This window comes from Dehalococcoidia bacterium (genome assembly GCA_040902535.1).
Lineage (GTDB): Bacteria > Chloroflexota > Dehalococcoidia > DSTF01 > JACRBR01 > JBBDXD01.
Genome location: JBBDXD010000018.1, coordinates 45,985 through 70,641 on the forward strand (window position 1 = coordinate 45,985; position 24,657 = coordinate 70,641).

22 protein-coding genes are annotated in these 24,657 nt (G+C 66.7%); 9 read left to right on the plus strand and 13 right to left on the minus strand.

The window, feature by feature from the left end; translation table 11 throughout:
• Positions 1 to 369 precede the first annotated feature (369 nt).
• The 8 genes from WEB52_08435 to WEB52_08470 form a co-directional block, all read right to left on the minus strand.
• A complete protein-coding gene (locus tag WEB52_08435) occupies positions 370 to 2,829 on the minus strand; it encodes an AAA family ATPase (protein MEX2226461.1) in 2,460 nt (819 codons plus the stop codon).
• Between the two features lie 57 nt (positions 2,830 to 2,886).
• Entirely contained in the window at positions 2,887 to 3,240 is a 354-nt protein-coding gene (locus WEB52_08440; protein ID MEX2226462.1) for a helix-turn-helix transcriptional regulator, read from the minus strand.
• Between the two features lie 11 nt (positions 3,241 to 3,251).
• A complete protein-coding gene (locus tag WEB52_08445; protein ID MEX2226463.1) occupies positions 3,252 to 4,232 on the minus strand; it encodes a J domain-containing protein in 981 nt (326 codons plus the stop codon).
• A 276-nt stretch (positions 4,233 to 4,508) separates the two neighbouring features.
• Positions 4,509 to 6,164 carry a glycosyltransferase family 39 protein gene (locus tag WEB52_08450; GenBank protein MEX2226464.1) on the minus strand — a complete coding sequence of 552 codons (1,656 nt, stop codon included), beginning with the start codon at positions 6,162 to 6,164 and terminating at the stop codon, positions 4,509 to 4,511.
• Between the two features lie 105 nt (positions 6,165 to 6,269).
• Positions 6,270 to 6,659 (minus strand): nitroreductase family deazaflavin-dependent oxidoreductase, encoded by a 390-nt coding sequence (locus WEB52_08455; GenBank protein ID MEX2226465.1) that lies wholly within the window; start codon positions 6,657 to 6,659, stop codon positions 6,270 to 6,272.
• 28 nt (positions 6,660 to 6,687) lie between these two features.
• Complete coding sequence (locus WEB52_08460; protein MEX2226466.1) at positions 6,688 to 8,811, minus strand: (Fe-S)-binding protein; 2,124 nt, start codon at positions 8,809 to 8,811, stop codon at positions 6,688 to 6,690.
• Between the two features lie 262 nt (positions 8,812 to 9,073).
• Positions 9,074 to 10,243, minus strand: a complete 1,170-nt coding sequence (gene recF, locus WEB52_08465; protein MEX2226467.1) for a DNA replication/repair protein RecF — start codon at positions 10,241 to 10,243, stop codon at positions 9,074 to 9,076.
• A gap of 228 nt (positions 10,244 to 10,471) precedes the next feature.
• Positions 10,472 to 11,083 carry a hypothetical protein gene (locus tag WEB52_08470; GenBank protein ID MEX2226468.1) on the minus strand — a complete coding sequence of 204 codons (612 nt, stop codon included), beginning with the start codon at positions 11,081 to 11,083 and terminating at the stop codon, positions 10,472 to 10,474.
• A gap of 411 nt (positions 11,084 to 11,494) precedes the next feature.
• Between WEB52_08470 and WEB52_08475 the strand changes: the two genes are divergently transcribed.
• Both WEB52_08475 and WEB52_08480 read left to right on the plus strand, forming a co-directional pair.
• Complete coding sequence (locus tag WEB52_08475; GenBank protein ID MEX2226469.1) at positions 11,495 to 12,406, plus strand: cyclase family protein; 912 nt, start codon at positions 11,495 to 11,497, stop codon at positions 12,404 to 12,406.
• The gene (locus tag WEB52_08480) at positions 12,406 to 13,176 is read left to right on the plus strand and encodes an enoyl-CoA hydratase/isomerase family protein (GenBank protein MEX2226470.1); all 771 of its coding nucleotides are present in this window, start codon (positions 12,406 to 12,408) and stop codon (positions 13,174 to 13,176) included. Before WEB52_08475 ends, WEB52_08480 begins: the two co-directional genes overlap by 1 nt.
• Before the next feature lie 96 nt (positions 13,177 to 13,272).
• Here the strand turns inward: WEB52_08480 and WEB52_08485 are convergent, their stop codons facing one another.
• Complete coding sequence (locus tag WEB52_08485; GenBank protein MEX2226471.1) at positions 13,273 to 15,663, minus strand: polyribonucleotide nucleotidyltransferase; 2,391 nt, start codon at positions 15,661 to 15,663, stop codon at positions 13,273 to 13,275.
• Positions 15,664 to 15,924: 261 nt separating this feature from the next.
• Positions 15,925 to 16,194, minus strand: a complete 270-nt coding sequence (rpsO, locus tag WEB52_08490) for a 30S ribosomal protein S15 (protein ID MEX2226472.1) — start codon at positions 16,192 to 16,194, stop codon at positions 15,925 to 15,927.
• A 91-nt stretch (positions 16,195 to 16,285) separates the two neighbouring features.
• On the opposite strand from rpsO, the gene WEB52_08495 reads away from it, so the two are divergent.
• The 3 genes from WEB52_08495 (at position 16,286) to WEB52_08505 (ending at position 18,439) form a co-directional block, all read left to right on the plus strand.
• Positions 16,286 to 17,185 carry a DegV family protein gene (locus WEB52_08495; GenBank protein ID MEX2226473.1) on the plus strand — a complete coding sequence of 300 codons (900 nt, stop codon included), beginning with the start codon at positions 16,286 to 16,288 and terminating at the stop codon, positions 17,183 to 17,185.
• A 101-nt stretch (positions 17,186 to 17,286) separates the two neighbouring features.
• On the plus strand, positions 17,287 to 17,664 hold the full coding sequence (locus tag WEB52_08500) for a response regulator (GenBank protein ID MEX2226474.1): 378 nt from the start codon (positions 17,287 to 17,289) through the stop codon (positions 17,662 to 17,664).
• A 178-nt stretch (positions 17,665 to 17,842) separates the two neighbouring features.
• The gene (locus tag WEB52_08505; protein MEX2226475.1) at positions 17,843 to 18,439 is read left to right on the plus strand and encodes a hypothetical protein; all 597 of its coding nucleotides are present in this window, start codon (positions 17,843 to 17,845) and stop codon (positions 18,437 to 18,439) included.
• Between the two features lie 98 nt (positions 18,440 to 18,537).
• Here WEB52_08505 and WEB52_08510 read toward each other — a convergent pair whose 3' ends face one another.
• The 3 genes from WEB52_08510 to WEB52_08520 form a co-directional block, all read right to left on the minus strand.
• Positions 18,538 to 19,584, minus strand: coding sequence for a diguanylate cyclase (locus WEB52_08510; protein ID MEX2226476.1), 1,047 nt, complete (start codon positions 19,582 to 19,584; stop codon positions 18,538 to 18,540).
• A 2-nt stretch (positions 19,585 to 19,586) separates the two neighbouring features.
• Complete coding sequence (locus WEB52_08515) at positions 19,587 to 20,048, minus strand: hypothetical protein (protein ID MEX2226477.1); 462 nt, start codon at positions 20,046 to 20,048, stop codon at positions 19,587 to 19,589.
• A gap of 86 nt (positions 20,049 to 20,134) precedes the next feature.
• Positions 20,135 to 21,184, minus strand: a complete 1,050-nt coding sequence (locus WEB52_08520; GenBank protein MEX2226478.1) for an alpha/beta hydrolase — start codon at positions 21,182 to 21,184, stop codon at positions 20,135 to 20,137.
• On the opposite strand from WEB52_08520, the gene WEB52_08525 reads away from it, so the two are divergent.
• The 4 genes from WEB52_08525 (at position 21,183) to ald (ending at position 24,656) form a co-directional block, all read left to right on the plus strand.
• Entirely contained in the window at positions 21,183 to 21,995 is an 813-nt protein-coding gene (locus tag WEB52_08525; protein MEX2226479.1) for an alpha/beta hydrolase, read from the plus strand. The two genes, WEB52_08520 and WEB52_08525, sit on opposite strands and share 2 nt — an antisense overlap.
• 80 nt (positions 21,996 to 22,075) lie before the next feature.
• On the plus strand, positions 22,076 to 22,645 hold the full coding sequence (locus WEB52_08530) for a GAF domain-containing protein (GenBank protein ID MEX2226480.1): 570 nt from the start codon (positions 22,076 to 22,078) through the stop codon (positions 22,643 to 22,645).
• Positions 22,645 to 23,508 carry a fumarylacetoacetate hydrolase family protein gene (locus WEB52_08535; GenBank protein MEX2226481.1) on the plus strand — a complete coding sequence of 288 codons (864 nt, stop codon included), beginning with the start codon at positions 22,645 to 22,647 and terminating at the stop codon, positions 23,506 to 23,508. Before WEB52_08530 ends, WEB52_08535 begins: the two co-directional genes overlap by 1 nt.
• Before the next feature lie 29 nt (positions 23,509 to 23,537).
• Positions 23,538 to 24,656, plus strand: a complete 1,119-nt coding sequence (gene ald / locus WEB52_08540) for an alanine dehydrogenase (protein ID MEX2226482.1) — start codon at positions 23,538 to 23,540, stop codon at positions 24,654 to 24,656.
• Position 24,657: the final 1 nt, after the last annotated feature.

Below are 24,657 nucleotides of genomic sequence, written 5' to 3' on the forward strand. Positions count from 1 at the left end.
CAGGATCGAATTTCTCGTACCATATCATCGTTACGACTGATCCCAGCCCGATCGCCGCGAAGAAGGCTCCAAGATAGCGCGATCCCCCCCTGGCTTCCGCGGATGACGCCGTTGTAGATGAGGGCCCAACGGAGTGTGACAAGCCACCCGATCGCCACGCAGATCCACACAACTAGCACGTTCGTCCAGCCACCGAGTACCCCGTCTCGCTCATTGATCTCGTGCATTCCGCGTGGGCCGTATCGAACCAACTTTTGTATTGATGGTAGTGCAGCCTCGTACGGCGTGCGGCTGTACGTCCCCAGTGCCGCGGGAGACGAAAGGAGGGGTGGATTGCTCCGCCGCTCCTCGTGTTGCCGTTCGTTCCGGTTACGCCGAAACGGGCTGTGGCTCCGCCTTCGCGCGCGCGCCGGCTTTCTCGAACGTGAACTCGCCCTCTCGGTAGTCGACGCGGACGACGTCGCCCTCCTTGAACTCGCCGGCCAGGATGTGCCGCGCGAGCGGGTTTTCGAGGCGACGCTGGACCGTGCGGCGCAGCGGCCGCGCACCGTACGTCGGGTCGTAGCCCTCTTTCACCAATTCGTCCTTCGCGGCCTGCGTGACTTCGAAGTCGATCGTGCGGTCCTCGAGCCGGTTGCGCACTTCGTTGATCATCAGGTCGACGATCTGCTGCAGCTCAGCGGGCGTCAGCGGCTCGAAGATGATGATCTCGTCGATACGGTTGAGGAACTCCGGCCGGAAGGTCTCGCGGAGCGCCTTCTCGACCTGTTCCTGCCGCACCGACCGCTGACCGTCGTTCTCGCTGCGGGTCGCGAAGCCGGTGGGGCCGCGTGCGTCGGAGCCGGTGCCGAGGTTCGACGTCATGATGATGATCGTGTTGCGGAAGTCGACGGTGTGGCCCTGCCCGTCGGTCAGCCGGCCGTCTTCCAGGATCTGGAGCAGCAGGTTGAACAGGTCAGGGTGCGCCTTTTCGACCTCGTCGAACAGGATCACGCGGTACGGGCGGCGGCGCACGGCTTCCGTCAGCGATCCGCCCTCTTCGTAGCCGACGTATCCCGGCGGCGCGCCGACGATCCTCGAAACGGTGTGCCGCTCCTGATATTCGGACATGTCGAGGCGGATCAGCGCCTCTTCATCGTCGAACAGGTACTCGGCGAGCGCGCGCGCGAGTTCCGTCTTGCCGACGCCTGTCGGGCCGAGGAAGATGAAGCTGCCAATCGGCCGCTTCGGGTCCTTGAGCCCGGCGCGGGCGCGTCGCAACGCTTCGGCGACCGCTTCGATCGCCTTGTCCTGGCCGATGACGCGACCGTGCAACGTCTCCTCGATGTGCAGCAGCTTCTCGGCTTCGCCTTCGAGCATGCGGCTGACAGGAATGCCCGTGATCGACGCGATCAGCGCGGCGATGTCATGCTCAGCGACGGTCATATCGGCGCTGTCGTGCGACTGTTGCCATTCTGCCTTGAGCCGGTCGTAGTCGGTCTGCAGCGTCAGCACTTCCTGGCGGAGCTGCGCCGCGGCCGCGAAGTCCTGGCGGACGGCGGCTGTTTCGATCTCCATGTTCAACTCGTCGAGACGCTCTTTGAGCGCGCGAATCTCCGGTGTGAGCGACTGCTGCTCGATCACCTTCTTGCTCGACGCTTCGTCCATGAGATCTATCGCCTTGTCCGGCAGGTGTCGCTCGGTGAGGTAGCGGTCGCTCAGGCGCGCGGCCGCGACGAGCGCCTCGTCGGTGATCCGCACCTTGTGGTGCGCCTCGTATTTTGGTCGCAGCCCCTTGAGGATATCGATCGACTGTTCGACCGTCGGCTCATCGAGGAACACAGGTGAGAAACGCCGCTCGAGCGCCGGATCCTTCTCGATGTACTTGCGGTACTCGTCGAGCGTGGTGGCGCCGATGACGCGCAGTTCGCCGCGCGCGAGCGCGGGCTTCAGCATGGTGCTGGCGTCGATCGCGCCTTCGGCGGCGCCGGCGCCGACGACCTGGTGAATCTCGTCGATGAAGATGATCACCTCGCCTTCGGCGCGGCGGATCTCGTCCATGACGGACTTCAGCCGCTCCTCGAACTCGCCGCGGAACTTCGCGCCGGCGACCATCGAGCCCATGTCGAGCGCGAGCACGCGCTTGTCGCGGATGTTCTCCGGGACATCGCCCGCGACGATGCGCTGCGCGAGCCCCTCGGCGATCGCCGTCTTGCCGACGCCCGCCTCGCCGATGATGACCGGGTTGTTCTTGGTGCGCCGGTTCAGGATCTGGACGACGCGCTTGATCTCCATGTCGCGTCCGATCACCGGATCGAGCTTTCCGTCGCGCGCGGCCTGCGTCAGGTCGACGCTGTACTTTTCCAGCGCGCCGTAACGGCTCTCCGCCGTCGGCGAATCGACGCGCGCGCTGCCGCGAATGTCCTGCAACGCGCGGTAGATGCGTTCCTTGTCGATGCTGAAGTCGCGCAGGATCCGCGACGCGTCGCCCTCCCGTTCGTCGGCGATCGCGATCAGCAGGTGCTCGACGCCGACGAACTCGTCCTGCAGGCGTTCGGCCTCGGCGTTCGCCGTCTCGAGCATGCGGACGATGCGGGGCGTCGTGTAGACCTGCACGACGTCGTAGGCGAGCTTCGGCGAGCGTGACAGCGTCTCGACCACGCGCTCGCGCAGCTTCGAGACGTCGGCGCCAGCCCGCTCCAGGATCTGATTGGCGAGGCTATCGGGATGCTGCAGCAACGCGAGCAACACGTGCTCGACATCCCACTGCGAGTGGCGCTGCGTGCGCACGAGGTCCTGCGAGGCCGCGAGCACTTCCTGCGCCTGCTGTGTGAATCTATCTTGTCGCATCATGTCGTCTGTCTCCCCGTATTCGTCCCCGAAAGGCTCTACGCGTGGTTACCGTCTCTATCGGTCCGTCCTTGCCGGCAGGCGCCCGTCGCGGAAGCGCTGCAGTTCGTTGCGCAGGCGCTCCATCTCCTGCTCCATCTGCTGCATCCGCTCGTTCATGCGGAGGATCACCTCAACGCCCGCCAGGTTCACGCCCAGGTCGTTGATCAGCCGCTGCACCTGCAACAGCCGCGCGACGTCGGAGCGCGAGTACATGCGCACGTTGCCGCGCGTGCGCTTCGGCTCGACCAGGCCGACGCGCTCGTACTGGCGCAGCGTCTGCGCGTGCATGCCTACCATGCGGGCGGCGATCGATATGACGAAGCACGGATCGTCATCGTCGAAGATGTCGTTGCGCATCTCTCCGGTCATCTCGTACTCCCTTAGACGCCGGCGGCGCTGAGTTGTTCGAACAGCTCGCGCTGCCGGTCGTCGAGTTGTTCCGGCAGGCGGACGCGCACGCGCGCGTGCAGGTCGCCGCGTCCGTCCTTGTTCAGTCTCGGCATGCCGAGCCCGGCGAGCTTGAAGACGCGCCCGTTCTGCGTGAGCGGCGGGATCTTCAGCATCACCTTGCCGGTCATCGTCGGCGCCGCGATCTCGCCGCCGAGCACCGCCGTCGTCAGCGGCACGTCGATGTCGACGCGCAGGTCGTCGCCCGTACGCTCGAAGCGCGGGTGCTTGCGCACATCGACAAGCAGCACGACGTCGCCGCGCTGGCCGCCGGCAGCGGCCTGGCCTTCGCGCGCGATGCGCACCTTCGAGCCGCTCGTGACGCCGGCGGGAATCTTCACTTCCAGCCGCCGCGGCTTCTGCACCTCGCCGAGGCCGCCGCATGTGTGGCAGGTCGCCCCCGCGATCTCGCCGACGCCGCCGCACGTCGGACAGGCCTCGGTCGTCATGGTCTCCAGCGTACGCGTCGTGCCGTGAAACGCCTCGTCGAGCGTGATCTCGACGGCCTGCTCGATGCTTGGCGGTCGCCGGGGCGCCGTGCGCGTGCGAGTGCTGCCGCCACGACCGAAGAACTGGCTGAACACGCCGCCCAGCTCGCCCAGGTCGTCGACGTCGAACGTCTGGAAGCCGGCGCCGTTCCCGTAGGAGGTGCGCTGTCCACGCTGGCGCTGCATCTCTTCGATCTGGTCCGCGTGCTCCCAGTTCTCGCCGTACTTGTCGTACTTCCGGCGCTTCTCCGCGTCCGAGAGCACCTGGTGTGCGGCATTGATCTCCTTGAAGCGGGCCTCCGCCGTAGCATCGCCCGGATTGACGTCTGGGTGATATTTCCGGGCGAGCTTGCGGTAGGCGGAGCGGATCTCCTTCTCGGAGGCGCTGCGCTTGACGCCGAGCAGTTCGTAGAGATTGGCAGCCATCGAAAGCGGTCGTTCCCTTCTCGCTCAGATACGAATCCATTGTACCAAGGACGCAAGTAACTTGCCAGTCATAGACTCAATCTTCTTGCCGAGGACAATCGGCGCGAGAGGTCCCAGCCCCAAGTTCAACCTACATCCATGGCCATGGCGATACTGCACACCTGCGCGCTGGAGGGTCTATCGTCGTCGTGGCATCGTGGCACCGGCGGTGTCTTGACTGCGGGCTGGGAGGCGGCCGCGGCACGGTCGCTGCCGGTGAGCGGCGCCCGCCGGGGGTTAGCGATCGACGAGCTCCCAGACCGTCTCGAGCTCGGACTCGTACACGACGCGCGACCGTGGCTCGAAGCGCTGACGCAGCGCATCGGCGATGTACAGGCAAGGCCTCGTGCCTGGCTGGCAGTCGGAGTACTCGTCGGACGCCGGCAAGAACGCCTCTTTCGAGAACAGTACGCGGCTCGCGTCAGAAGCCTGGATCAGATCGTCGATCTCCTCGAGCGCCTCGTTGGTCTCGACGATGTCCCACTCGTCGATGTCAAGCACGTCAGCGTGCGCGAAGTACCGCAAGTACGCGCTCTGAATGAAGCCGTTGGTGACGACGAGATCGCCCGGCGACGTTTCCGACTCGTACCAGGCTGTCCGTTCCCGCCAGTAGTCATTCTCTTCGGTGAGTTGCGGAGCGATGTTGCCCGCCAGGTTGACGATGAACAGCGCGCCAAGAAGTATGAAGACCAGTCCGGTCGCGCGTGCGCCGTCGCCTGCCAGCGGCACGGCGATCAGGATCGCCGCGGGCACCCAGAGGGCGATCCAGAACTCCGGGTTGACGGGCTCCCACCACGTGACGAAGACGGCGTACGGCACAAGCCACGCCAGCGAAAGCAGCGCCAGCGTGCGCGCGGGCCGGTCGAGAGCCGGGCGGCGGAGCCATCGCATCGCCAGCAGCGCGAGCGCGGCAACGGCTGCCGCCGAAGCGGCGAGCAGCACAACAGCGAGCTCGCGCGGATAATCGCGCACGAGGTATGTCTCTTCTCGCAGGCTCTGGTTACCGGAGGCACGGTCCGCGAGATCGCGGACGTCGTCCAGCGCGAAGGCCGAGAGTCCGCCGACGAACGCCCGGGCGGCGCCGACCGCCGCCTTCGGCGCGCTCTGTGCGGATATCACGCCCCACTCACCGGACTGGGCGTAGTCCGTCAGCCACTCGTTCGCCTCCGACGGCGTGTTGGCGTCAACTGTGGCCAGCGCGACGAGGTACAGGGGCACCACCATCACCACGACGGCCGCCGCATATGCCGCGCCGAATCGGAGCATGAGCCGGGGATCCCGGGTCGCAAGAAGGATCGCGGTGACGCCGACGACGCCGAAGAGCACGTTCGTGTTGTGCGCCAGCACCGTCGCGCCCGTCGCGAGCCCCAAGATCGCGAACCGCGGCAGCGAAGGATCGAGCGCGGCGCGATACGCGGCGAAGAGCGCGAGGATCAGCGTCATGGCCGAGAAGGCGTAGACATCGGCGCCCAGGCTGTACGCCCAGTAGCCGTACGACAGCCCGACGACGCCGGTCGCGGCAGCGGCGGCGAGCCGCCCATCGACCGCGGTGCGCATCAGCAACCAGAGCAGCCCGATGCCGGCGGCGCCGAACACGGCGTTCATCGCCTGCACGGGCACGAGCGGCCCGCCGTCGTAGCCTGCGCCATCGGCGATGCGAAACGCGATCCAGCCGAGCCAGCTATGCACGAGGTGGTACGGGTTGAAGATGTCGGAGGCGACGCCGCGGCGGATGTTCTCGAGGTAGCCGATGCTGTCCTCGGCCTCATTGTGGACGCGCACGAGCAGGATCAAGTTCAGCACGCACAGCGCGATGGCGATCGCCAGGGCTTCGCGCCGATGGGTGCGGACGCCTGTGCTCCGCGCGGTCAACTCGGGATCAGCGACAGCCATGCGAGGAGCTTACCGGCGCGCCGCGCTGAGGGCATGAGCGAAACGGTTAATTTGTCGCGGTGCCGAACCCGAGAATGTGAACGCCGGTCGTCAAGAACACGGCGATCAGCCGGCTGTCGTAGCGTCGGCTTGCGGCGTCAGATCGATGGCGACCGCGAGCGCGGTTCGGCCCCAGTCGTCGAGGCCGCTGTCGGCGGACTTCGCGTACTTGTCGAGCAACATGCGGCGCGCCAGCGCGTCCTCCGTCCCGTCCTCGACGATTCTCGCGACGCCTTCGAATGTATGACCGGCGATGCGGACGCCGACGCGCGGGGCTTTCTTCGCGTTCCTCACCCAGTCCGAGCGGTAGCGGCCGCCGGCGAGGATGTAGATGGTGCTGTCGTTCATGGCGAACCAGATCTCGATGGTGTGCGGGTTGCCAGTGACGCGGCCCGTCGTGGTGACGTAGCAGTAGTCCTGATCAGCGCGGGTCGGATCTGCCGTCTGTCCAGGCATGACGCTGCACCGGCGTGCGCTACCGGACCTACTCCTCGATGACTTCGGCAGCGGCGCTGACGACCGGCTCATCGAGCGCCATCGCTTCGGCAGCGCGCGAGCCTTCGGCCGGCTTGCCGATGACGGTCAGTTCGAGCAGTTCCGCGACGTCGAACGTCTTCATGCGCTTGTCCCCGTCGGGCTCTACGGTAGGGATGCCGTCCTCGAACATCTGGATGCAGAACGGGCACGCCGTCGCGATGATCTCGGCGCCGGTGCTGTAGGCCTCCTCGGTGCGGGCGACGTTGATGCGCTTGCCCTTCGACTCTTCGACCCACATGTGCGCGCCGCCGGCGCCGCAGCAGAAGCTGTTCTCGCGGTTGCGGGGCATCTCGACGCGCGAACCGCCGGGCAGCGCATCGACGATGTCGCGCGGGCCGTCGTAGTTGCCGTTGTGGCGTCCGAGGTAGCACGAGTCGTGGTAGGTGATCGCCAGGGGCAACTCGTTCTTGGGGCGCAGCGCGCCTTCGCGCAGCAGTTTGGAGAGGAAGCTGCTGTGGTGGATCACGTCGAACGTGCCCTCGAAGTGAGGGTACTCGTTCGTCATCGTGTTGAAGCAGTGCGGGCAGTTCGTGATGATCTTGCGCACGCCCTTGGCGTTCAGCACTTCGATCAGCGCCTGCGCTTGTGTTTGAAACAGGTACTCGTTCCCGAGCCGGCGCGCCGGATCGCCGGTACAGGACTCCTCCTCGCCCAGGCAGCCCCAGCTTATGCCCGCTTCGGTCAGCAAGCGGGCGACGGCGCGCGTCGTCGGGATGTTGCGGTCGACGAGGGCGCCCGAGCATCCGACCCAGTACAGGTATTCTTGAGAGCCGTCGAACGTCGGCACCTCGAGCCCCTCCATCCACGACGTGCGCGTGTAGGCGGTGCCGCGCCAGGGATGGCCGCGCTGCTCGATCTGCGTGAGCGTCTGCGTCGCGGTCTCGGGCATGTTGGCTTCGTTCATCGTCAGGAAGCGGCGCATGTCTTGCAGGGCCGGGACGTGTTCGATGAACACGGGACACTGGTACTGGCAGGCGCCGCACGTCACGCAGTCCCAGATCGGGTTGAAGCCGACGGCATCGATCAGCGACAACTCCTCGGCGTGGCCGTTGCCGTCTTCCAGCTTGCCGGGTTTTAGCGCGTCCCAGACGAACAGCGGCGAACTGACCTTGTGTACTTCCTGCTCGATGGCGGAGCGCATGTCATGCATGATCTTCTTCGGCGACAGTTCCTTGCCTGTGAGGTACGCCGGGCAGTTGATCTCGCACCGGCCGCACTCCGTGCAGGTGTACGGATCGAGCATCTGCTTCCACGTCAGATCCTGGATCTGGCCGGCGCCGAAGCGCTCCAGGTTCTCGAAATCCTTGATCGGTTGAAGCTGGCCCGTCGACGCGATGCGGCGGAAGAGGATGTTGAAGGGCACGGTGAGCACGTGCGAGTGCTTGCTGTAGGGCAAGTAGTTCAAGAACAGGAGGAAGTCATAGAGGTGTGCGTACCACCAGAAGACGAGCATGCCCTCCATGACGCTCTCCGACATCGTCGCCTGCCAGAACTGCGCCAGGGGCCACGCGACGAAGGACCAACCCTGACCGGACTCCGGGTGCAGGGCGATCTCGAAGCTGTTCGTCATGATGTCGGTGACCATGAGGAACGCGATGAAGAAGAGGATCAGCCAGGCGTCGAAGTTGAACGTCATGCGGGCGGGCTTCCAGAAGCGCCGCTGCCACGCAGCCATGCCGCATCCGACGAGCACGAGGATGTTGAACTGGTCCATCGGCGCGCGGACGAGCACATCGTAGAAGATGCCGCCCCACGATTCGGGCGCCAGGTCGTTGTCGACGCCCTTGATCAGGAAGTTCAGCGTCCGCACTTGCAGGACGATGAAGCCCCAGTAGATCAGCGTGTGCAGCAGGCCGCTGTACCAGTAGCGCAGACGGGCGACGCGCGTGTTGCCGACGAGATACGGCACGAGTGAGATGAGACGTTCGCCAAGCTTGTCGAAACGCCAGTCGCCGCGGCCCTGCGCGAAGACGGAGACCTTGACGGACACCGAGTACGCGAAGAACGCCACCGCGACGAGGAAGGAGATGTAGTAGACCCAGTTCCCGGGGAACTCATGTGACGGCAGCAACCGTGATTCCTCCCGCAGCGCTTCGATCCGCGCACCGGATCATATCTACGGGTATTTGATAGGGCAATCGCGCGAGCGCGCCGCGCCGTCGAAGGCGCGACGCTAGCGGCGACGGCACCGGACGCGTTCGAGGATCGTCCACGTCTCCGCGTCGAGCGGGATCCAGCTGTTGAATGCAAAGCCGTCGGTCTCGCTCGCCGTGCTGACGACGCCGCTAAAGCGCAGCTCTCAGAAGTCACATCGCGCCGCGCACATCTGATGGTCAGCAATCGAGCGTCACGGCGCCCTGTGCGACGCGCCACGACTGCGCCTCGCGGGTGAAGGCGGGGGAGAAGCGGTCGGGGTCGGGGCTCGTGATGATGACCTGATCGGCGTCGAACGCGGAGAGCACGCTGGCACGTCGCGACTGGTCGAGTTCCGAGAGCACGTCGTCTAACAGCAGGATCGGTTGCTCACCAGCGCGGTGCGCGAGCACGCGCGCCTCGGCGAGCCGCAGCGCGAGCGCGGCGGTGCGTTGCTGGCCGCGAGACGCGAACGCCGCCGCCGCCTCGCCGCCCAGGATCATCGAAAGGTCGTCACGGTGCGGGCCGCTCAGCGTAACGCCGGCGGCGATATCGCGCGTGTGCATGGCGGTGAGCCGTTCGAGCAGAGCGAGCGACGCTTCGGACGGGTCCGCAGTCGCGAGGCGGTCGGGCGTCCAACCCTCGACGAACCGCGGCTCGTACGCCAGGTCGAAGCGCTCGCGCTCGCCGCTGAGGCGGGCGTGCGCCTCGCGTGCAGTCTCGGCGAGATCCCGCGCCGCGAGCGCGCGCGCCACTGCAATGGCGGCGCCGTCGCGCGCCATCTCTTCGTCCCAGTACGCCAGCTCGTCGCGGGTGGCGGCGCGTTCCTGGATCCGCTTGAGCAGCGCGTTCCGCTGCGTGACCACCTTGTTGTAGCGCTGGAGCGCGCGCAGGTACTGATGGTCGACCTGGGAGAGCATCGTATCGAGGTAGCGGCGGCGGCCAGCGGGCGATCCTTTGACGAGATCCATATCGTCGGTCGTGAAGAGCACGGCGAGTACGGCGCCGTTGACGTCGGACGCGCGCTTCGGGAGTCCGTTGAGCTTGAAGCGCTTCGACGCGATGAGCCTGCCTCGTGCGCCCTCGCGGCCTGCGATCGTGACTTCAACGGAGACGTCGCCGGAGCGCCGTACGCCCTGTCCGAGGACGCGCGCGAATGGCTGCGGGTCATCGCGCGCTTCCCAGGCGAGCATGTCTGCGTCCGTGCTGGCGCGTTCGGAGCGCCCGGTCGCGAGCAGAAATACCGCTTCGAGGAGGTTCGTCTTGCCCTGCGCGTTCTCACCCAGGAACAGCACGGGGCCAGTCGCGAGGTCCAGGTCCTGCTTCGCGTAGTTGCGGAAGTTGGTCAGCGAAAGATGGCGCAGGTGCATCGGCTGTAGGTTAGGGCCGGGCGGTAGATGTTGGTAGGTGGAAGTTGGAGGCGGGAAGCGGGAACGGGAGCGGAACGGGAGGGAAACCACAGATGGACACGGCACTGGACGTTGGAAGCTGGAGGCGGGAAGCGGGAAGCGGGAACCGGGAGGGGAACCACAGATGGACACGGCATTGGAGGCTGGACGCTGGACGCGGGAACCTAGCGTTGTGGGCGCGGTCGAGCGTTATTGGCTGTGGAGGAAGCGCAGACGCAGGCGGAGCGTTTCCGGCCGCGCTTCGTCGACGAAGATCGTGCGGCCGGTACCGGCCGTCAGGCCTTCGGCGATCGCGGAAGCGCTCATGGGCTGCGAGAGTACGAGCTGGATCGCCGCTTCGTCGTCCTGGTAACGGCGCACCGCGGCGCTCTGCACCTGCGGCAGCCGCACGAGCGCGCGCTGCAGCTCCATGAGCCCCTGGAAGCCCGGCACCGACGCGATGGTGACGTCGATGCCCTCCCCGCCCGGCGCGAACGCTGGCTCCATCTCAGGCAGTTGCGGCTTCGCGGGCTGTGCCTGCGGCAGCGGCTGGTGCGCCTGCATGTCCGCGAGCACGTTGACGGCCTCCGTCAGGTCGTTGATGCGCGATCCGATCTGTTCGGTGAATTCGACGAGCCGCGTCAGTACCGCACTGAAGCGCTCCAGCGTCTCGATCAGTTGCGGCGGGACCTGCGGCGCGCGCGCCTGGCGATCGGCCGCGAGGATGACTTCCGCCTCCATCAACCCTTGCGCGAGCGCTCTGGCGATGATCTCCGCGGCGCGGTCTGATGCTTGCTGGTCCGCGGGGGTGTCGTTCGTCATCTCAGATCCAATCGCAGCAACCACACCGTACGACACCGCATCCGTGCGAACGTTCAGCGCTCCGCGCCTGCGTCGACGGCGTGGCGGCCCGCGGCGGCGCCTACGACATCTGACACTGAGTTATCGGCCGGAGAAGCGGGGATCCGAAGCTGAGTATAGCAGGGTGCAGACACCGTCCCGGCATAACAGCAGCTTCGAAAACGGCGCGATCGCCGCCTCCTACGATACCGGCGCGTCAAGGTTACGGGGCGAGGAAGGGGTGCTTAGGGGTGACGCTTGCACAAGTATGGGTGAAACGCTCCCAGTACGACCGCGGCGCCGGAAGACGATCAGCCCATCGATGCGCTTCCGCGGATCGCCATGGCGGTCTATGATCGCGTCCACGTAGCCAAGCATTCCAGGGAGGCCGCCATGACGATCGACGCCAGCAACACCACGCGCGACGATGTGCTTTCCTACCTGCGCGACCGGCGCAACTGGGGGCGCTGGGGCGACGACGATCAGCGCGGCGCCATCAACCTCATCACGCCCGAGAAGCGCGTCCGGGCTGCGCAACTTGTCCGCAGCGGCCGCAGTGTCTCGATCAGCCGCGACCTTCCGAAACGGCCCGGGCGCCATAATCCCTGGCCGGCCCAGCACTTCCTGCAGGTGCATGAGAACGCCGTCACCGACTTCTACGGGATCAACTACCACGGCCACGTGACGACGCACGTCGATGCCCTGTGCCACGTGTGGGATAGCGACGGCATGTGGGGCGGGCGCAAGCCTGCGGAGTCATTCGACACGTTCCTTGGCGGCGCCCTGTGGGGTGGCATCGAGCACTGGCGCGACGGCATCACCACGCGCGGCGTGCTGCTCGACGTGCCGACGTTTCGCGGAACGCCGTACGTCACGGTGGAGGAGCCCGTACACGGCGCCGAACTCGAGGCCATCGCCCGCGCGCAGGGTGTGGCTCTTGAGCCGGGCGATGCGCTCGTCGTATACGGCGGCCGCGAGGCGTACCAGGCGGACCATCGCGACTGGAGTGGCTACCGCGGCCCGAACCCCGGCCTGCACGCGTCGTGTCTGCCGTTCCTGCGCGATCACGACGTCGCCGTGCTGGCGTGGGACCTGATGGACGCGACGCCAAACGACTATCGCGTACCGTGGACGATCCACGGCGCGATCTTCTCGTACGGCATCGCGCTGGTCGACAACTCGGTGCTGCAGCCGCTGGCCGAGGCCTGCGCCGATGAGGGACGCTACGAATTCATGCTCACCTTCGCACCGATACCGGTCGTCGGCGGTACGGGGTCGCCGGTGAACCCGATCGCGCTGTTCTGATGGCGGCAACCCGTTACAAGACGATCACTCTTGTGCGTGACCGGCGCCGTCGCGGTCTTGCGACGCTGATGCTGTCGCGCCCGGACCGGCTCAACGCCATAGACCACGTCATGCACGATGAGATCCAGCACGCGTGCGCAGTACTCCGCGACGATGGCGGCATCCGTGTCGTCGTGCTGACCGGCGAAGGACGGGCGTTTTCGTCCGGCAATGACCTGAAGCCGGCGAAGCGCCCGCCGGCGAAAAACGACATCGAGCGCCGCCACCGCGTCGCGGCCGGAAACCGCACGGCAGACGCGATCGCGACGCTGCCGCAGGTGACGATCGCGGCCGTCAACGGACTCGCGGTCGGAGGCGGCGTCGTCCTCGCGGCGTGCTGCGATTTGCGGCTTGCCGCGCGCTCGGCGTGGTTTTCGATACCGGAAGTCGACCTCGACCTGCCGATGACGTGGAACTCGTTGCCCCGGCTGATGCGCGAGTTGGGGCCCGCGCGCACGAAGGAGCTGGTCATGACGTGCGACCGCTTCTCGGCGGACGACGCGGAGCGGTGGGGCTTCGTGAACCACGTGTACGACGATGGCCGCTTGCTCGACGAAGCGCGCGCGCTCGCCGAGAAGCTGCTCGCGAAGGATGAGCTTGCGCTCGCGACGACGAAGGCCGCGGCGAACGCGCTCGCGAACCTCATGGTGCCGGCCGAAGCGACGTACAGCGACCCGGAACTGCTGCTGCTGGCGGATGCGATGGCGCGACGGCGTCGATCCAATGGCTAGTTTGGCTTTCAAGCGTCAGGGCGGGCGCTCGCTGGGCGAGGACGAAACGAAGCGCCCGGACGAGTCGTCCGGGCGCTTGACTGTTGTGCTGCGCTGTTAGTCCTGGTTGGTGCCGCCGCCGCCGGCGAAGGGGGGACGCGGGGGAGGAGGCGGGGGCCCGCCATCGCCGTAGCCGCCACCACCGCCGGGGCGCCGATCGCGGCCACCGCCGCCGCCACGCCGGTCGCGGCCACCGCCACTACCGCCGTTGCCGCCGCCGCGGCCACCGTAGCCGCCACCACCACCGCCCCCGGGGCGTCGATCGCGTCCGCCGCCGGGGCCGCCGCGACCACCTCGATCGCCGCCGCCGCCGGGGCCGCGGTTCTGGCGTTCCGCTTGCTGACGCTTCACGACCTCCGACGGATCGGTTTCACCGGCGAGCACGGCCCGCCGCGAAAGATTCACCCGGCCCATCGAGTCGATCTCGGTGACCATGACCTGCACTTCTTCGCCGGGCGACACCGCTTCTTCGACGCTCGGCACGCGGAAGTCCGCCAGCTCCGAGATGTGCACCAGGCCTTCCTTGCCGGGCGCAATCTCGACGAAGGCGCCGAAGTTCATCAGGCGCGTCACCTTGCCGGTGTACACCTGGCCGACCTCGACGTCCTTCGTCATGCCTTCGATGATGTCGATCGCGCGGCGCGCCGACTCTTCGTTCGTTGCGCCGATGTACACAGAGCCGTCGTCTTCGATGTCGATCGAAGCGCCGGTCTCCTCGATGATCGAGCGGATGATGCGCCCACCCGGGCCGATAACCGTGCCGATCTTCTGAGGGTCGATCTGCAGGCGGTACATGCGCGGGGCGAACGGCGACATCTCCTCGCGCGGCTCGCTGATCGCCTCGAGCATCCGGTTGAGGATGAACATGCGTCCTTCGCGGGCCTGCGCGACGGCCGCGCGCATGACGTCCATGGGAATGCCCTGGATCTTGATGTCCATCTGGAGCGCCGTGATGCCCTTCTCGGTGCCGGCGACCTTGAAGTCCATGTCGCCCATGGCGTCTTCGAGGCCGGCGATGTCAGTTAGCACCTTGTAGTTGCCGTCTTCACCCATGATCAGGCCCATCGCGACGCCCGACACCGGGGCCGTGATCGGCACGCCTGCGTCCATCAGCGACAGCGTGCTGCCGCAGGCGCTGCCCATCGACGTGCTGCCGTTGCTGGACAGCACTTCGGAGACGACGCGGATCGTGTAGGGGAAGTCTTCGACGCTCGGCAGCACGGGAACGATGGCCCGCTCAGCCAGCGCACCGTGGCCGATCTCGCGGCGGCCGGCGCCGCCCATGCGGCCCGTCTCGCCGACGGAGTACGGCGGGAAGTTGTAGTGGTGCAGGTAGCGCTTGCTCTCGACGGGCGAAAGGTTGTCGAGCTTCTGCGCGTCGCCGACGCCGCCGAGCGTCGTGATACTCAGCACTTGCGTCTGTCCACGCGTGAAGAGGCCGCTGCCGTGCGTGCGCGGCAACAGGTTCACCTCGCAGGTAATGGGACGCACCGTTACCGAATCGCGACCGTCGGGGCGGCGGTCGTGCTTGAGGATCGAATCGCGAATCGTCTTCTTCATGAAGGCGTCGAGGGCCTGCTCGACGGCGCTCTCGCCGTACTGCTCGCCGTACTTCTCGACGAGCTGCGCGCGGTGGTCGTCGAGCGCGCCCTGGCGTTCGTCCTTCGCAAGCGCGATGAACTGCTCGACGTTGCCGGAGAGATCGGCGAACACCTTCTCCTTAAGCGCGTCAGGCGCGGTCTCCGCCACGAACTCCCACTTGGTAACAGGGAACATTTTCGTCAGTTCGTCCTGCAGCTCGATGATAATGCGGTTCTGCTGCTGCGCGAAGTCCATCGCGCCGAGAATGACGTCTTCGGGCGCTTCGCTGGCGCCGGCTTCGACCATCATGATGGCGTCGCGGGTACCGGCGACGACCATGTCGATGAGGCTCTCCTCGAGCTGGTCGAAGGTCGGGTTGACGATGTACTGACCATCGATGTAGCCGACGCGCACCGAGCTCACCGGCCCGTTGAACGGGATCTCGCTGATGCTTAGCGCCGCCGAAGCGCCAACGGTGCCGAGCACATCCGGGTCGTTCTCACGGTCGGCGGAGAGCACGGTGATGACGATCTGGACGTCGTTGCGCATGCCCTTCGGGAAGAGGGGGCGCAGCGGCCGGTCGGTCAGGCGCGCGCTGAGGATCGCCTCGGTGCTGGGGCGGCCTTCGCGGCGAAAGAACGAGCCGGGGATCTTGCCGATCGCGTAGAGCTTCTCTTCGAAGTCGATGGTGAGCGGGAAGAAGTCCATGCCCGGGCGGGGCTTCCTCGCCATGGTGGCGGTGCAGAGCACGACCGTGTCGCCGTAACGCACGGTAACCGCGCCACCCGCGAGCCCGGCGATGCGCCCCGTTTCGAGCGTGAGCGTCTTGCCGCCGAGCTCTCGTGTGACTGTCTTGATATCAGCCATGTTCTGTGTGTTCCTCCATCCTCCATCGAGGTCGTGGTTGCAGGTCATGTCGGACCTGATCGTGGTTGTGTTGATCTGGCATGCAGCCGCCCCTGGCGGTGCGTGTCTTCGACTCGAGGAGGGATTGGTGGTGTTCGGGCGGCGCCGCAGCGTCCGCTAGTGCCATCAGACCGAACTCGAGGGGAGACTCTTTTCTTCCGTTCCCTGCGAAGCCGGACCCTGCCGGTCGCAAATGAAACAGCCTCCGCAGAGGCTGTTCGTCTACTTGCGGAGGCCGAGTCTTGCGAGGATGGTGCGGTAGCGCGTGACGTCCCTGTTATTGAGATACGCCAACAGGCGACGACGCTGCCCGACAAGCTTCAGGAGCCCGCGCTGGGTGTGGTAGTCGTGCTTGTTACGCTTCAGATGTTCGGTGAGGTTGTTGATGCGCTCCGTGAGGATTGCGATCTGGACTTCGGTCGACCCGGTATCGGTCTCGTGGCCCTTGTACTCGCCGATCAGTTCGGCTTTGCGCTCTGTGGTTAGCGCCATGCGACGTTCCGTCCTCTTTCTACTCGAAGGTGAGTCTAACAGAGGCCTTCGGGGGTCGCAAATCAGGGATTCATAGTAAAAGGACGTCCCCATGATACGTTCTGGTGAAGCCACGACCCCCCCGGCCATCGAGGAGAGCACGTTGACCGTCGCGATCGTCACTGACAGCACCGCGTGCATCCCGCCGCAAGTCGTGCAGCGCTACGGCATCGAGGTGGTGCCGGTGCACATCATCTTCGGCGGCCGCACGTTCGCCGATGCGATGCTGCCGGACGACGAGTTCTACGCGCTGCTGCGCTCATCGCGCGAGCGGCCGACGACGGCGGCGCCATCGCCCGGCATGTTCCTCGACGCGATCGCGCGGGCGGCACGCCGCGCCGACAGCGTGCTGTGCATCACCGTCTCCGCGCAGTTCAGCGCGATGTACGACGCGGCGCGCCAGGCGATCGCGATGCTCATGAGCGAATCACCGGACGCCGACATCCGGATCATCGACTCGCGGAACGCCGCGATGGCACAGGGGTTCGTCGTGATCGAGGCGGCACGCCTGGCGCACGCCGGCGCATCGATCGAAGACGTCATGGCTCGCGCGCAGGACATGACGGCGCGCGTCACACTGCTGGCGATGCTCGACACGCTGGAGTTTCTCGCGCGGGGCGGCCGCGTGCCGCGAGTGGCAGCGTGGGCGGCGGGGCTGCTGCAGATGAAGCCGATCGTGCGGTTCAGCGCTTCCGACATCAAGCTGGCGGCGCGCACGCGCACGCGGCGGCGGGCGCTCGAACGCATCGCGGCGATGACGGTCGACGCTGCGCACGGCCGGCGGATCCACCTGGCGGTGCATCACGCCGACGCGCTCGAAGACGCGGAGGCGCTGCGCGACCGGCTGGTGGGCGCGCTCAACGTCGAGGAGTCGTTCGTCACGGAGTTCACGCAGGTGATGGGCGTACACACCGGCCCGGGCCTGACCGGCGTGGCGTTCTGGACGGAATAGCCCGGACTTCTTGACGCAGAACTCCTTGCAGGTTCGTTACATACGCGCCTCGTGCCCCGAAAGAGGTATTCCCGGGCGCGAATCCCGTTAATCTGGTCGAAATGCAGGGACATCTTGAGCACGCGCGCGTCCTCGTCATCGACGATGACGCCCCGATGAGCCGGATGATCGCGATGACGTTGCGTTCGAGCGGCTACGACGTAAGCATCGCCTCGAACGGGGAGCGCGGTCTCGAACAGGTCGAGGCGGAGCACCCGGACATCATCGTGCTGGACCTGAAGATGCCCGTGATGGACGGGCACGCGTTCTACCGCGAGCTGCGTCAGCGGGGCTTCGACATGCCGGTGATGATCGTCTCGGCGCACGGCGCCAGGCAGGCGCAGCGCGAATTGGACGCACAGGCCGCCATCAACAAGCCATTCTCACCGGATGCCCTCTCCGACAAGGTGGAGGAGTTGCTGACGGCGGCCGGCCACTAGGCGAACACGCGACACGGCACATACGTCGCATTGCGCGGGTGTCTAACCTGCCGGCCCGCGACGAAATGCGGTGCTCCGCATCGACCGAGTTGGGGTGTTCACCTAATTCCGGCTGGCTGCCGCTGCGGCATCCTGTGCATCGAACCGCGCGCGTTGCGAAGCAACACAGGAGACAGTGATGGCGACGAACGACTCCAAGACCGTGCTGGCGCAAGACCTGAGCGAAGCGATCGACGATTTGCAGATCGCGCTCACGCGCGCGGCGGACGCAGCGACGCGCATCCAGAGCCTGATGCCGCGCGTCAGCGCGGTGAACGCGCTCCTGGACGAGATCGAGTCGGTGATCCAGTCGGGCCGGCAGGGAATCGGCGCTCGCGGTGCGCCCGCCGAGTCGATCACGCGGCCGACGCTCGTGCCGAACGTGGAATCGCTGTCTGCGCCATCCGATGCAGCTACCGACTCCGGGTGGGGCGCGCAGGAGGCGGAGACGCAACAGCCGACGCCGAACGCCGCGGGCGACCTGATCTGCTTCCGGCTCGAGTTCCAGAGCAGCGGCGGGCCGCTGGACCTGCGCGCCGTCGACGATGCGGTGGGCGAACACCCGGCCGTGCGCGACGTGGCGCTGCTCGACTACGACGGCCGCAACGCGACGCTGAAGGTGTGGGTCATCGCCGGGACGAGCCCCGCCGACATCCAGCAAGCGTTGAGTGACCGTGCCGCGCAGATCTTCGGCGACAGCGACGTCACGATCGTCGCGCTCGAAGACGCCGCATAGACGAAGCTCTCCCTACCCGGGAATGCTGGAAGAGGCTGGCAGTTGCCAGCCTCTTTGGCCGTCCGTTTGCGGTTTCTTCGATTGTTTGGAAGGCGGGGTCAGGCGACTTGCGACGCCGTTCCGTACATGCGCCGCTCAGCGGCAGCGAACAGCGCATCGGACGTCGAGCCATCGGTCGGGCACGTCGCCCAGCCGGACGCCAGGTGCAACTCAAGGCCCGGCACCTCTTCATCGAGACGCGTACGCTCCGCCGAGGCGAGAAGACGCGTCGCGGCGGCGGCGGCGCCTTCGGGCGTGGCTTCGGTGAGGATCATCGTGTAGCCGCTCTCGCGATACGCGCCGAGGACGTCGATCTCGCGTGCGTGCTGCGCGAGCGCTTCGCCAAGACGCTGGAGCAGGCGGTCGGTCAGGAAGCGGCCATACTGATCGCCCAAGAGCGCCAGGTTCGTCGCTTCGATGACGACGATCGAGACTTCCCGCTTGTAGCGCTCGCCGCGGGACAGTTCGCGCTGTAGCTCGCTCTCCAGCTTGCGCGCATCGAACACCGAGCGCACGACGTCAATGACGCCGGACTCGCGGGCAGCATGCGCGTTGCGCAAATTGACGGCGGCGCACGCGACGTGCTGCGCGAGCAGGCGCACGTGCGCCTCGTTGGGCCGATCGTGAAACAGCAGCACGAGCGCGCCAAGACGCTCGCCCGCCGTCTCGAGCGGCGCGATCGCCACGGTGCCGAGCGAAAGCGCCTTCTCCGCGCGGTCGATGCGCGCCACGTCTACGAAGGGGCCAAAGAAATCCCGGAGGCTCGCCTGGACCACGGCGTTCGCGTCCAACGCCTCCGCGAGATGCAGTGACTGACGCGGGTCGAGTTTGCGGCGCGTCACATCGTAGTCGAGCGCGTCGATGAGGCGCTGCAGGGATCGGCGGCGCAGATCCGACGCGGGGGCCCTGCAGTCAAGCCGGCCATCCTGATCTTCGAAGTACACAAACGCAAACGGCGCGTTCAACCCGCGCTCCGCTGCAGTGGTCGCGCCATCGACCAACCATTCGAGCGAGAGCGCGGAGTGTACGGGCAGCAGCGAGTCCATCACCCTTGCGATGGGATCGCCCTGGTCGCCGTCCTGCGTCGCTTTCCCTTTTGCAACCATGGTCACTCTCCCCGTGGCGCGCGCGTTTCGAGGTCGTTGACGGCCGCCGCAACCCGCGCGAGATTGTCCTCGAGCCGGCGCACGATGCTGTCGAGATCGCGCAGTTGCCGGTCTGAGGTGGTGGAACCCAGCGCCCCCGACTCGACGAGATTGCGCACGGCGTCCTGCAGGCGCGCCTGCTGGTCGATGAGGAGGTCGGCCTGTCTTCGCAAGTCGGCCAGGTCCTCCGCCTCGTCCCGCAGATCGATGATCGGCAATTGCTGTGCCGCACGCGATGACAAGTGGCGGGCAAGTTCCTGCACGTACTGGCTCGACTTCGAAGCTTCGGCCGCCGCGCGGCTCGCCTGGCTGAGGACGCGCCATGCGCCGACCGTGCCGATCAACGTGAACAGAAGCAGGCCGCCGAGGCCCATGACGACGGCCGCGACGGCTGCGGCGAACTCCCAGTTGGCGGTGTCGCCCATGGTCGCTCTCCGATGCGGGGCCAATCAGGCGTCCCCCGCGCTACAGAATGGTCGGTAGTTCGCCGGACGCGCTAAAGCCAAACCCCTTAGGGGCGCGCCGAGGCGCGCTGGAACCAGCCCAGCATCTCACTGGTAACAACGTCTGGCTGCTCTTGTTGTGTCCAATGCCCGCAGTTCGGAATGAACTTGATTGTGAAGTTCTTCACCCAAGCATCGAGCCCGTCATTCAGCGCCCTGCTGAGGACCGGATCGTCCTCGCCCCACAGGACCAGCGTCGGCACCTCGATCGCCGCCGAAGGCAAGACCTTCGAACCCTGCCGGACCGCTTGCCGGTAGTAGTCGATCGCCGCCCGCGCGGCACCCGGCCGCAAGAATGCCGTGCGGTAGACCTCGAGATCGGCGGCGGAGAACGCCTCGGCACGCTTCGTCGAGCGACGAAACGCTGACGCGATGGCGGCGGCGCCCTTGCGCGTCAGCACGAACTCAGGCAACCACGGCGCCTGGAAGAACAGCATGTAACTGCTCTTGAGCATCTGCCCGGGACTGCGACGCACGTACCGCGCGTAGGCCGCCGGGTGCGGCGCATTCATGACCGTCAACGAATGGAGCAGCGACGGGTATCGCCATGCCACCTGCCACGCGACGGCGCCGCCCCAGTCATGGCCGACGAGATGGACCCGTCGATCCCCGGGGGCAATCGCGCGCGCAAGCTCCACGACGTCGCTGACAAGCGATTCGATGTCGTAGCCGCGCTTCGGCTTGTCGCTCAGGTTGTAACCGCGCATGTCGGGCGCGATGGCGTGATAGCCCGCGGCCGCGAGCGCCGGAAGTTGTCGTCCCCACGAATACCAGCACTCCGGAAAGCCGTGCAGGAGGATGACCGTCGGGCCTTCGCCCTGCTCTGCGCAATGCAGGCGGACGTTGTTGACTTCGATGAAGCGATGCCTGACGTCCATGGCAGCATGAAACATCAGCCAGCGCACAACGGACAACTGCTCGTCGCCGTTTCGCAAGCGCCAGCCGGCATAGCCGCCGTCGCTCGCCGCGCTACACTGCGGCATGATCAGGAAGGCATTAGCGGCCGCCGCGTTGTTCTCAGCGCCGGGGATCGCGCTCACGATTGCATCTGAGCGCATGATCCGGCCTCGCGTGTTCTACGCGGGGCCGTGGAATCCGGACCCGCCCGACGCCGTCGGCTGGCCGCACGAAGAAGCGCGCATCTTCACGCCGGACGGACTCGAACTACAGGGCTGGTACTTCAAGGCGAAGGAGCGCGACGCCGCGACGCTCCTCTTCATGCACGGCACGAGCTACAACGCCAGCGACATGTGGGTCTCGCCCGAGCGTACGAAGGCGTTCGGTGACTTCCTGCGGGGCATTGGCGCCAACTTCTTTTTGTTCGACTACCGGGGTTACGGCCGAAACGCCGGTACCGCGACCGAAGAGGGCACGTACACCGATGCCGCGTCGGCGCTGGGGTGGCTGTACGAGCGTGACGACATCGACCACGCGAAGATCTTCTTCTACGGATTTTCGCTGGGGACAGGCATCGCGACGGAGCTGGCGATGCGTGAGCCGGGCGCAGGGCTGATCCTGCGCGCGCCCTTCACTTCGATCCGCGACCTGGCCGTCGGGCGGCACCCGAAGCTGCGAGCCGTGCTGACGGTGGCCCCGTGGCTGCCTCTGACGAACTACGACACGCTCTCGAAGATTTCGCGTCTCGACCGGCCGCTGCTCGTGATGCACGGCGATGCCGACCAGACCGTGCCCGAACGCATGGGCCAGCGCGTCTTCGAAGCGGCGCCGGAGCCCAAGCGATACGTGACATTCCCGGCCGGCGCGCACACCGACTTCGCAACGGAGTTGGTGGTGCCCGCGATCACGCAGTTCGTCGATAGCGTGCTCGGGCGCGACGTGCGCGAACCGATAAAGACGTCAGCAGGGTAGTGGCGCCGCCGCTCCTGCTCGATCGCCGTCTGGCGGCAGTCCCGCTACTTCGATCGCTCCCGAATCGCTAATCTGAGGCGATGAGCGTCGAGGTGCAGGGCGAACTGGCCCAGAAGCTGGAAGAGGCGATTCCGCGACGCCGCGGACTGCTCGACCGCGACCCGGAGTACCGCGCGCTCACGCTGCTCGCGAAGCGCAACCGCAGATACCCGCCCCGGACGCCGCTAGACGCATTGCAGCACGTGGTCGATGCGGCGCGCGAGTTGACGAACGGCACCTACGGCGCGCTCGCCGTCACCGGTACGGACGATTATGTCGAGGGATTTGCCGTCAGCGGCATGGACGAGAAGGCGCTCGCCTCGCTCAAGGGGCCGCCGCAAGGGCACGGGCCGCTCGGCACCATGCGCATGGACGGCATGCCGGTACACCTGCGTGATGTCGGTGAACACGAGAAGGCGTTTGGCTTCCCGCCGAAGCATCCGGGTATGAAGGAGCTGCTCGGCGTCCCGATCTTCTGCGGTGCGAACGTCCGCGGCGCGCTCTACGTTACCGATCGCCGCAGCGGCAACGAGTTTTCCGACGAAGACCAGGAAATACTGCGCGTCCTCAGCCGCCACGGGGCGCTGATCATCGAAGCGTCCTGGTACTGATGCGACTCGTGACGTTTCGCGAGCGCGCAGGCGGCACCGCGCAACTCGGGATGATCGCCGGCGATCGCGTCCTGTTCCTCGATACCGTTTCGCGCGACATGCTGGGATTCATCGCACAGGGCGAACGCGCGCTCGATGCCGCGCGGGCGATGCAAGACGGCGCCAAGGGCGTGAATCTCGCCGACGTCGTGCTCTGCGCGCCGATCGAGACGCCGCGGCGCAACGTCGTGTGCGTGGGATTGAACTACGCCGAGCATGTCGCGGAGTCAGCGTCCGCCGCGGGCGCGGATGCGCCGAAGTTTCCCGTGTTCTTCACGAAGCCGCCGACATGCGTGATCGGACCGGAAGCCGAGATCCCCTGGCATCCGCACGTCAGCACGTCGATCGACTGGGAAGTCGAGTTGGCGGTGATCATCGGCGAGGAGTGCAAGGACGTCGATGAAGCGTCGGCGCTCGACTGCGTCTTCGGCTACACCGTCGCGAACGACGTCACGGCGCGCGACCTGCAGGCGCGGCACCAGCAGTGGTACAAGGGCAAAGGGCTGGACGGGTTCTGTCCCCTCGGTCCAGTCATCGTGACCCGCGACGAGATCGCCAACCCGCACACGCTCGATATCGCGCTGCGGGTGAACGGCGACACGAAACAGCAGTCGAACACCAGCCACATGATCTTCAGCGTCGCGCGGTTGATCGCCGAGTGGTCGGCAGGCATGACGCTGTTAGCGGGCGACATCCTGCTCACGGGTACGCCATCCGGCGTGGGGGTCGGCCGCAAGCCGCCGGAGTTCCTGAAGCCGGCCGATGTGGTCGAAGCTGAAGTCACGGGCATCGGCGTGCTCCGCAACACAGTCGCTCGCGCATAGCGGCCCCCCAACGCCGATACTGAAGTGGAATGATCGTCGGCACCGTCCGTGAGCTGAAGAACGAGGAATACCGCGTCGGCCTGACGCCGGAGGGCTCGCACGCGCTCGTCGACGCGGGCCATCGCGTGCTCGTCGCGAGCGGCGCCGGCGCCGGTGTTGGCTACGGCGATGAGGCGTATGCCGCCGCGGGCGCCAGCGTGCTGCGCGATCCGCGCGCCGTGTGGGCGAGCGCCGACCTCGTCGTCAAGGTGAAGGAGCCGTTGCCCGAAGAGTATGCGCTGATCCGCGACGAACAGACGCTGTTCACCTATCTCCACCTCGCCGCGTTGCCGGAACTGACACGCGTGCTGCTCCGCTCACACGTCACGGCCATCGGCTATGAGACCGTGCAACTGCCCGACGGTTCGCTGCCGCTGCTGATCCCGATGAGCCAGATCGCCGGCAAGATGGCGACCGAGGTGGCCGCGCAATATCTTCGCAAGCCCGGCCCGGGGCGCGGCAAGCTGATGTCGGGCATTCCCGGCGCGCCGCCCGCGCACGTCGTCGTGCTGGGCGCGGGCATCGTCGCCGAGAACGCGATCGAGGCGGCCGTCGCGCTCGGCGCGCGCGTGACGGTCTTCGATACGCGGCTCGATAAGCTCCGCCGCGTGCAGGAGCGCTGGCCGGGACGCACGACGACGCTGATGTCGAGCAGGCTCGCGATAGCGCACGCCATGGAGAGCGCCGACGTGCTCATTTGCGCCGTGCTGGTGCCGGGCGCCGCGGCGCCGAAGCTCGTGACGCGCGACATGGTGCGCGGCATGGGCGAAGGCACCGTGATCGTCGACGTATCGATCGACCAGGGCGGCACGTGCGAGACGTCGCGGCCGACGACGCACGAGGAGCCGATCTACGTCGAGGAGCGCGTCGTGCACTACTGCGTTTCGAACATGCCCGGGGCGGTGCCGATGACGTCAACGGCCGCGCTCACCGCCGCGACGCTTCCCTACGTGCTGGAGATCGCGGGGCTCGGGTCGCGCCTGGCGGTCGAGCAGAACGCCGCATTAGCGCGTGGCGTGCTCGTCAGCGAGGGCGCCGTGACGCACGAGGCGCTCGCCGCATCGCTCGAACTGCCGTTCGTGCCGCTGGAGCGCGTGCTGCCGCAGTAGC

Excerpts from the sequence above, each read along its gene's own strand:
- WEB52_08495 (MEX2226473.1), top strand. The coding sequence starts at position 16,286 with ATGATACGTTCTGGTGAAGCCACGACCCCCCCGGCCATCGAGGAGAGC.
- WEB52_08515 (MEX2226477.1), bottom strand. The coding sequence starts at position 20,048 with ATGGGCGACACCGCCAACTGGGAGTTCGCCGCAGCCGTCGCGGCCGTC.
- WEB52_08505 (MEX2226475.1), top strand. The coding sequence starts at position 17,843 with ATGGCGACGAACGACTCCAAGACCGTGCTGGCGCAAGACCTGAGCGAA.
- WEB52_08530 (MEX2226480.1), top strand. The coding sequence starts at position 22,076 with ATGAGCGTCGAGGTGCAGGGCGAACTGGCCCAGAAGCTGGAAGAGGCG.
- WEB52_08500 (MEX2226474.1), top strand. The coding sequence starts at position 17,287 with ATGCAGGGACATCTTGAGCACGCGCGCGTCCTCGTCATCGACGATGAC.
- WEB52_08525 (MEX2226479.1), top strand. The coding sequence starts at position 21,183 with ATGATCCGGCCTCGCGTGTTCTACGCGGGGCCGTGGAATCCGGACCCG.
- WEB52_08455 (MEX2226465.1), bottom strand. The coding sequence starts at position 6,659 with ATGCCTGGACAGACGGCAGATCCGACCCGCGCTGATCAGGACTACTGC.
- recF (MEX2226467.1), bottom strand. The coding sequence starts at position 10,243 with ATGCACCTGCGCCATCTTTCGCTGACCAACTTCCGCAACTACGCGAAG.
- rpsO (MEX2226472.1), bottom strand. The coding sequence starts at position 16,194 with ATGGCGCTAACCACAGAGCGCAAAGCCGAACTGATCGGCGAGTACAAG.
- WEB52_08510 (MEX2226476.1), bottom strand. The coding sequence starts at position 19,584 with ATGGTTGCAAAAGGGAAAGCGACGCAGGACGGCGACCAGGGCGATCCC.
- WEB52_08480 (MEX2226470.1), top strand. The coding sequence starts at position 12,406 with ATGGCGGCAACCCGTTACAAGACGATCACTCTTGTGCGTGACCGGCGC.
- WEB52_08445 (MEX2226463.1), bottom strand. The coding sequence starts at position 4,232 with ATGGCTGCCAATCTCTACGAACTGCTCGGCGTCAAGCGCAGCGCCTCC.
- WEB52_08440 (MEX2226462.1), bottom strand. The coding sequence starts at position 3,240 with ATGACCGGAGAGATGCGCAACGACATCTTCGACGATGACGATCCGTGC.
- WEB52_08450 (MEX2226464.1), bottom strand. The coding sequence starts at position 6,164 with ATGGCTGTCGCTGATCCCGAGTTGACCGCGCGGAGCACAGGCGTCCGC.
- WEB52_08435 (MEX2226461.1), bottom strand. The coding sequence starts at position 2,829 with ATGCGACAAGATAGATTCACACAGCAGGCGCAGGAAGTGCTCGCGGCC.
- WEB52_08475 (MEX2226469.1), top strand. The coding sequence starts at position 11,495 with ATGACGATCGACGCCAGCAACACCACGCGCGACGATGTGCTTTCCTAC.
- WEB52_08485 (MEX2226471.1), bottom strand. The coding sequence starts at position 15,663 with ATGGCTGATATCAAGACAGTCACACGAGAGCTCGGCGGCAAGACGCTC.
- WEB52_08470 (MEX2226468.1), bottom strand. The coding sequence starts at position 11,083 with ATGACGAACGACACCCCCGCGGACCAGCAAGCATCAGACCGCGCCGCG.
- WEB52_08535 (MEX2226481.1), top strand. The coding sequence starts at position 22,645 with ATGCGACTCGTGACGTTTCGCGAGCGCGCAGGCGGCACCGCGCAACTC.
- WEB52_08520 (MEX2226478.1), bottom strand. The coding sequence starts at position 21,184 with ATGCGCTCAGATGCAATCGTGAGCGCGATCCCCGGCGCTGAGAACAAC.
- ald (MEX2226482.1), top strand. The coding sequence starts at position 23,538 with ATGATCGTCGGCACCGTCCGTGAGCTGAAGAACGAGGAATACCGCGTC.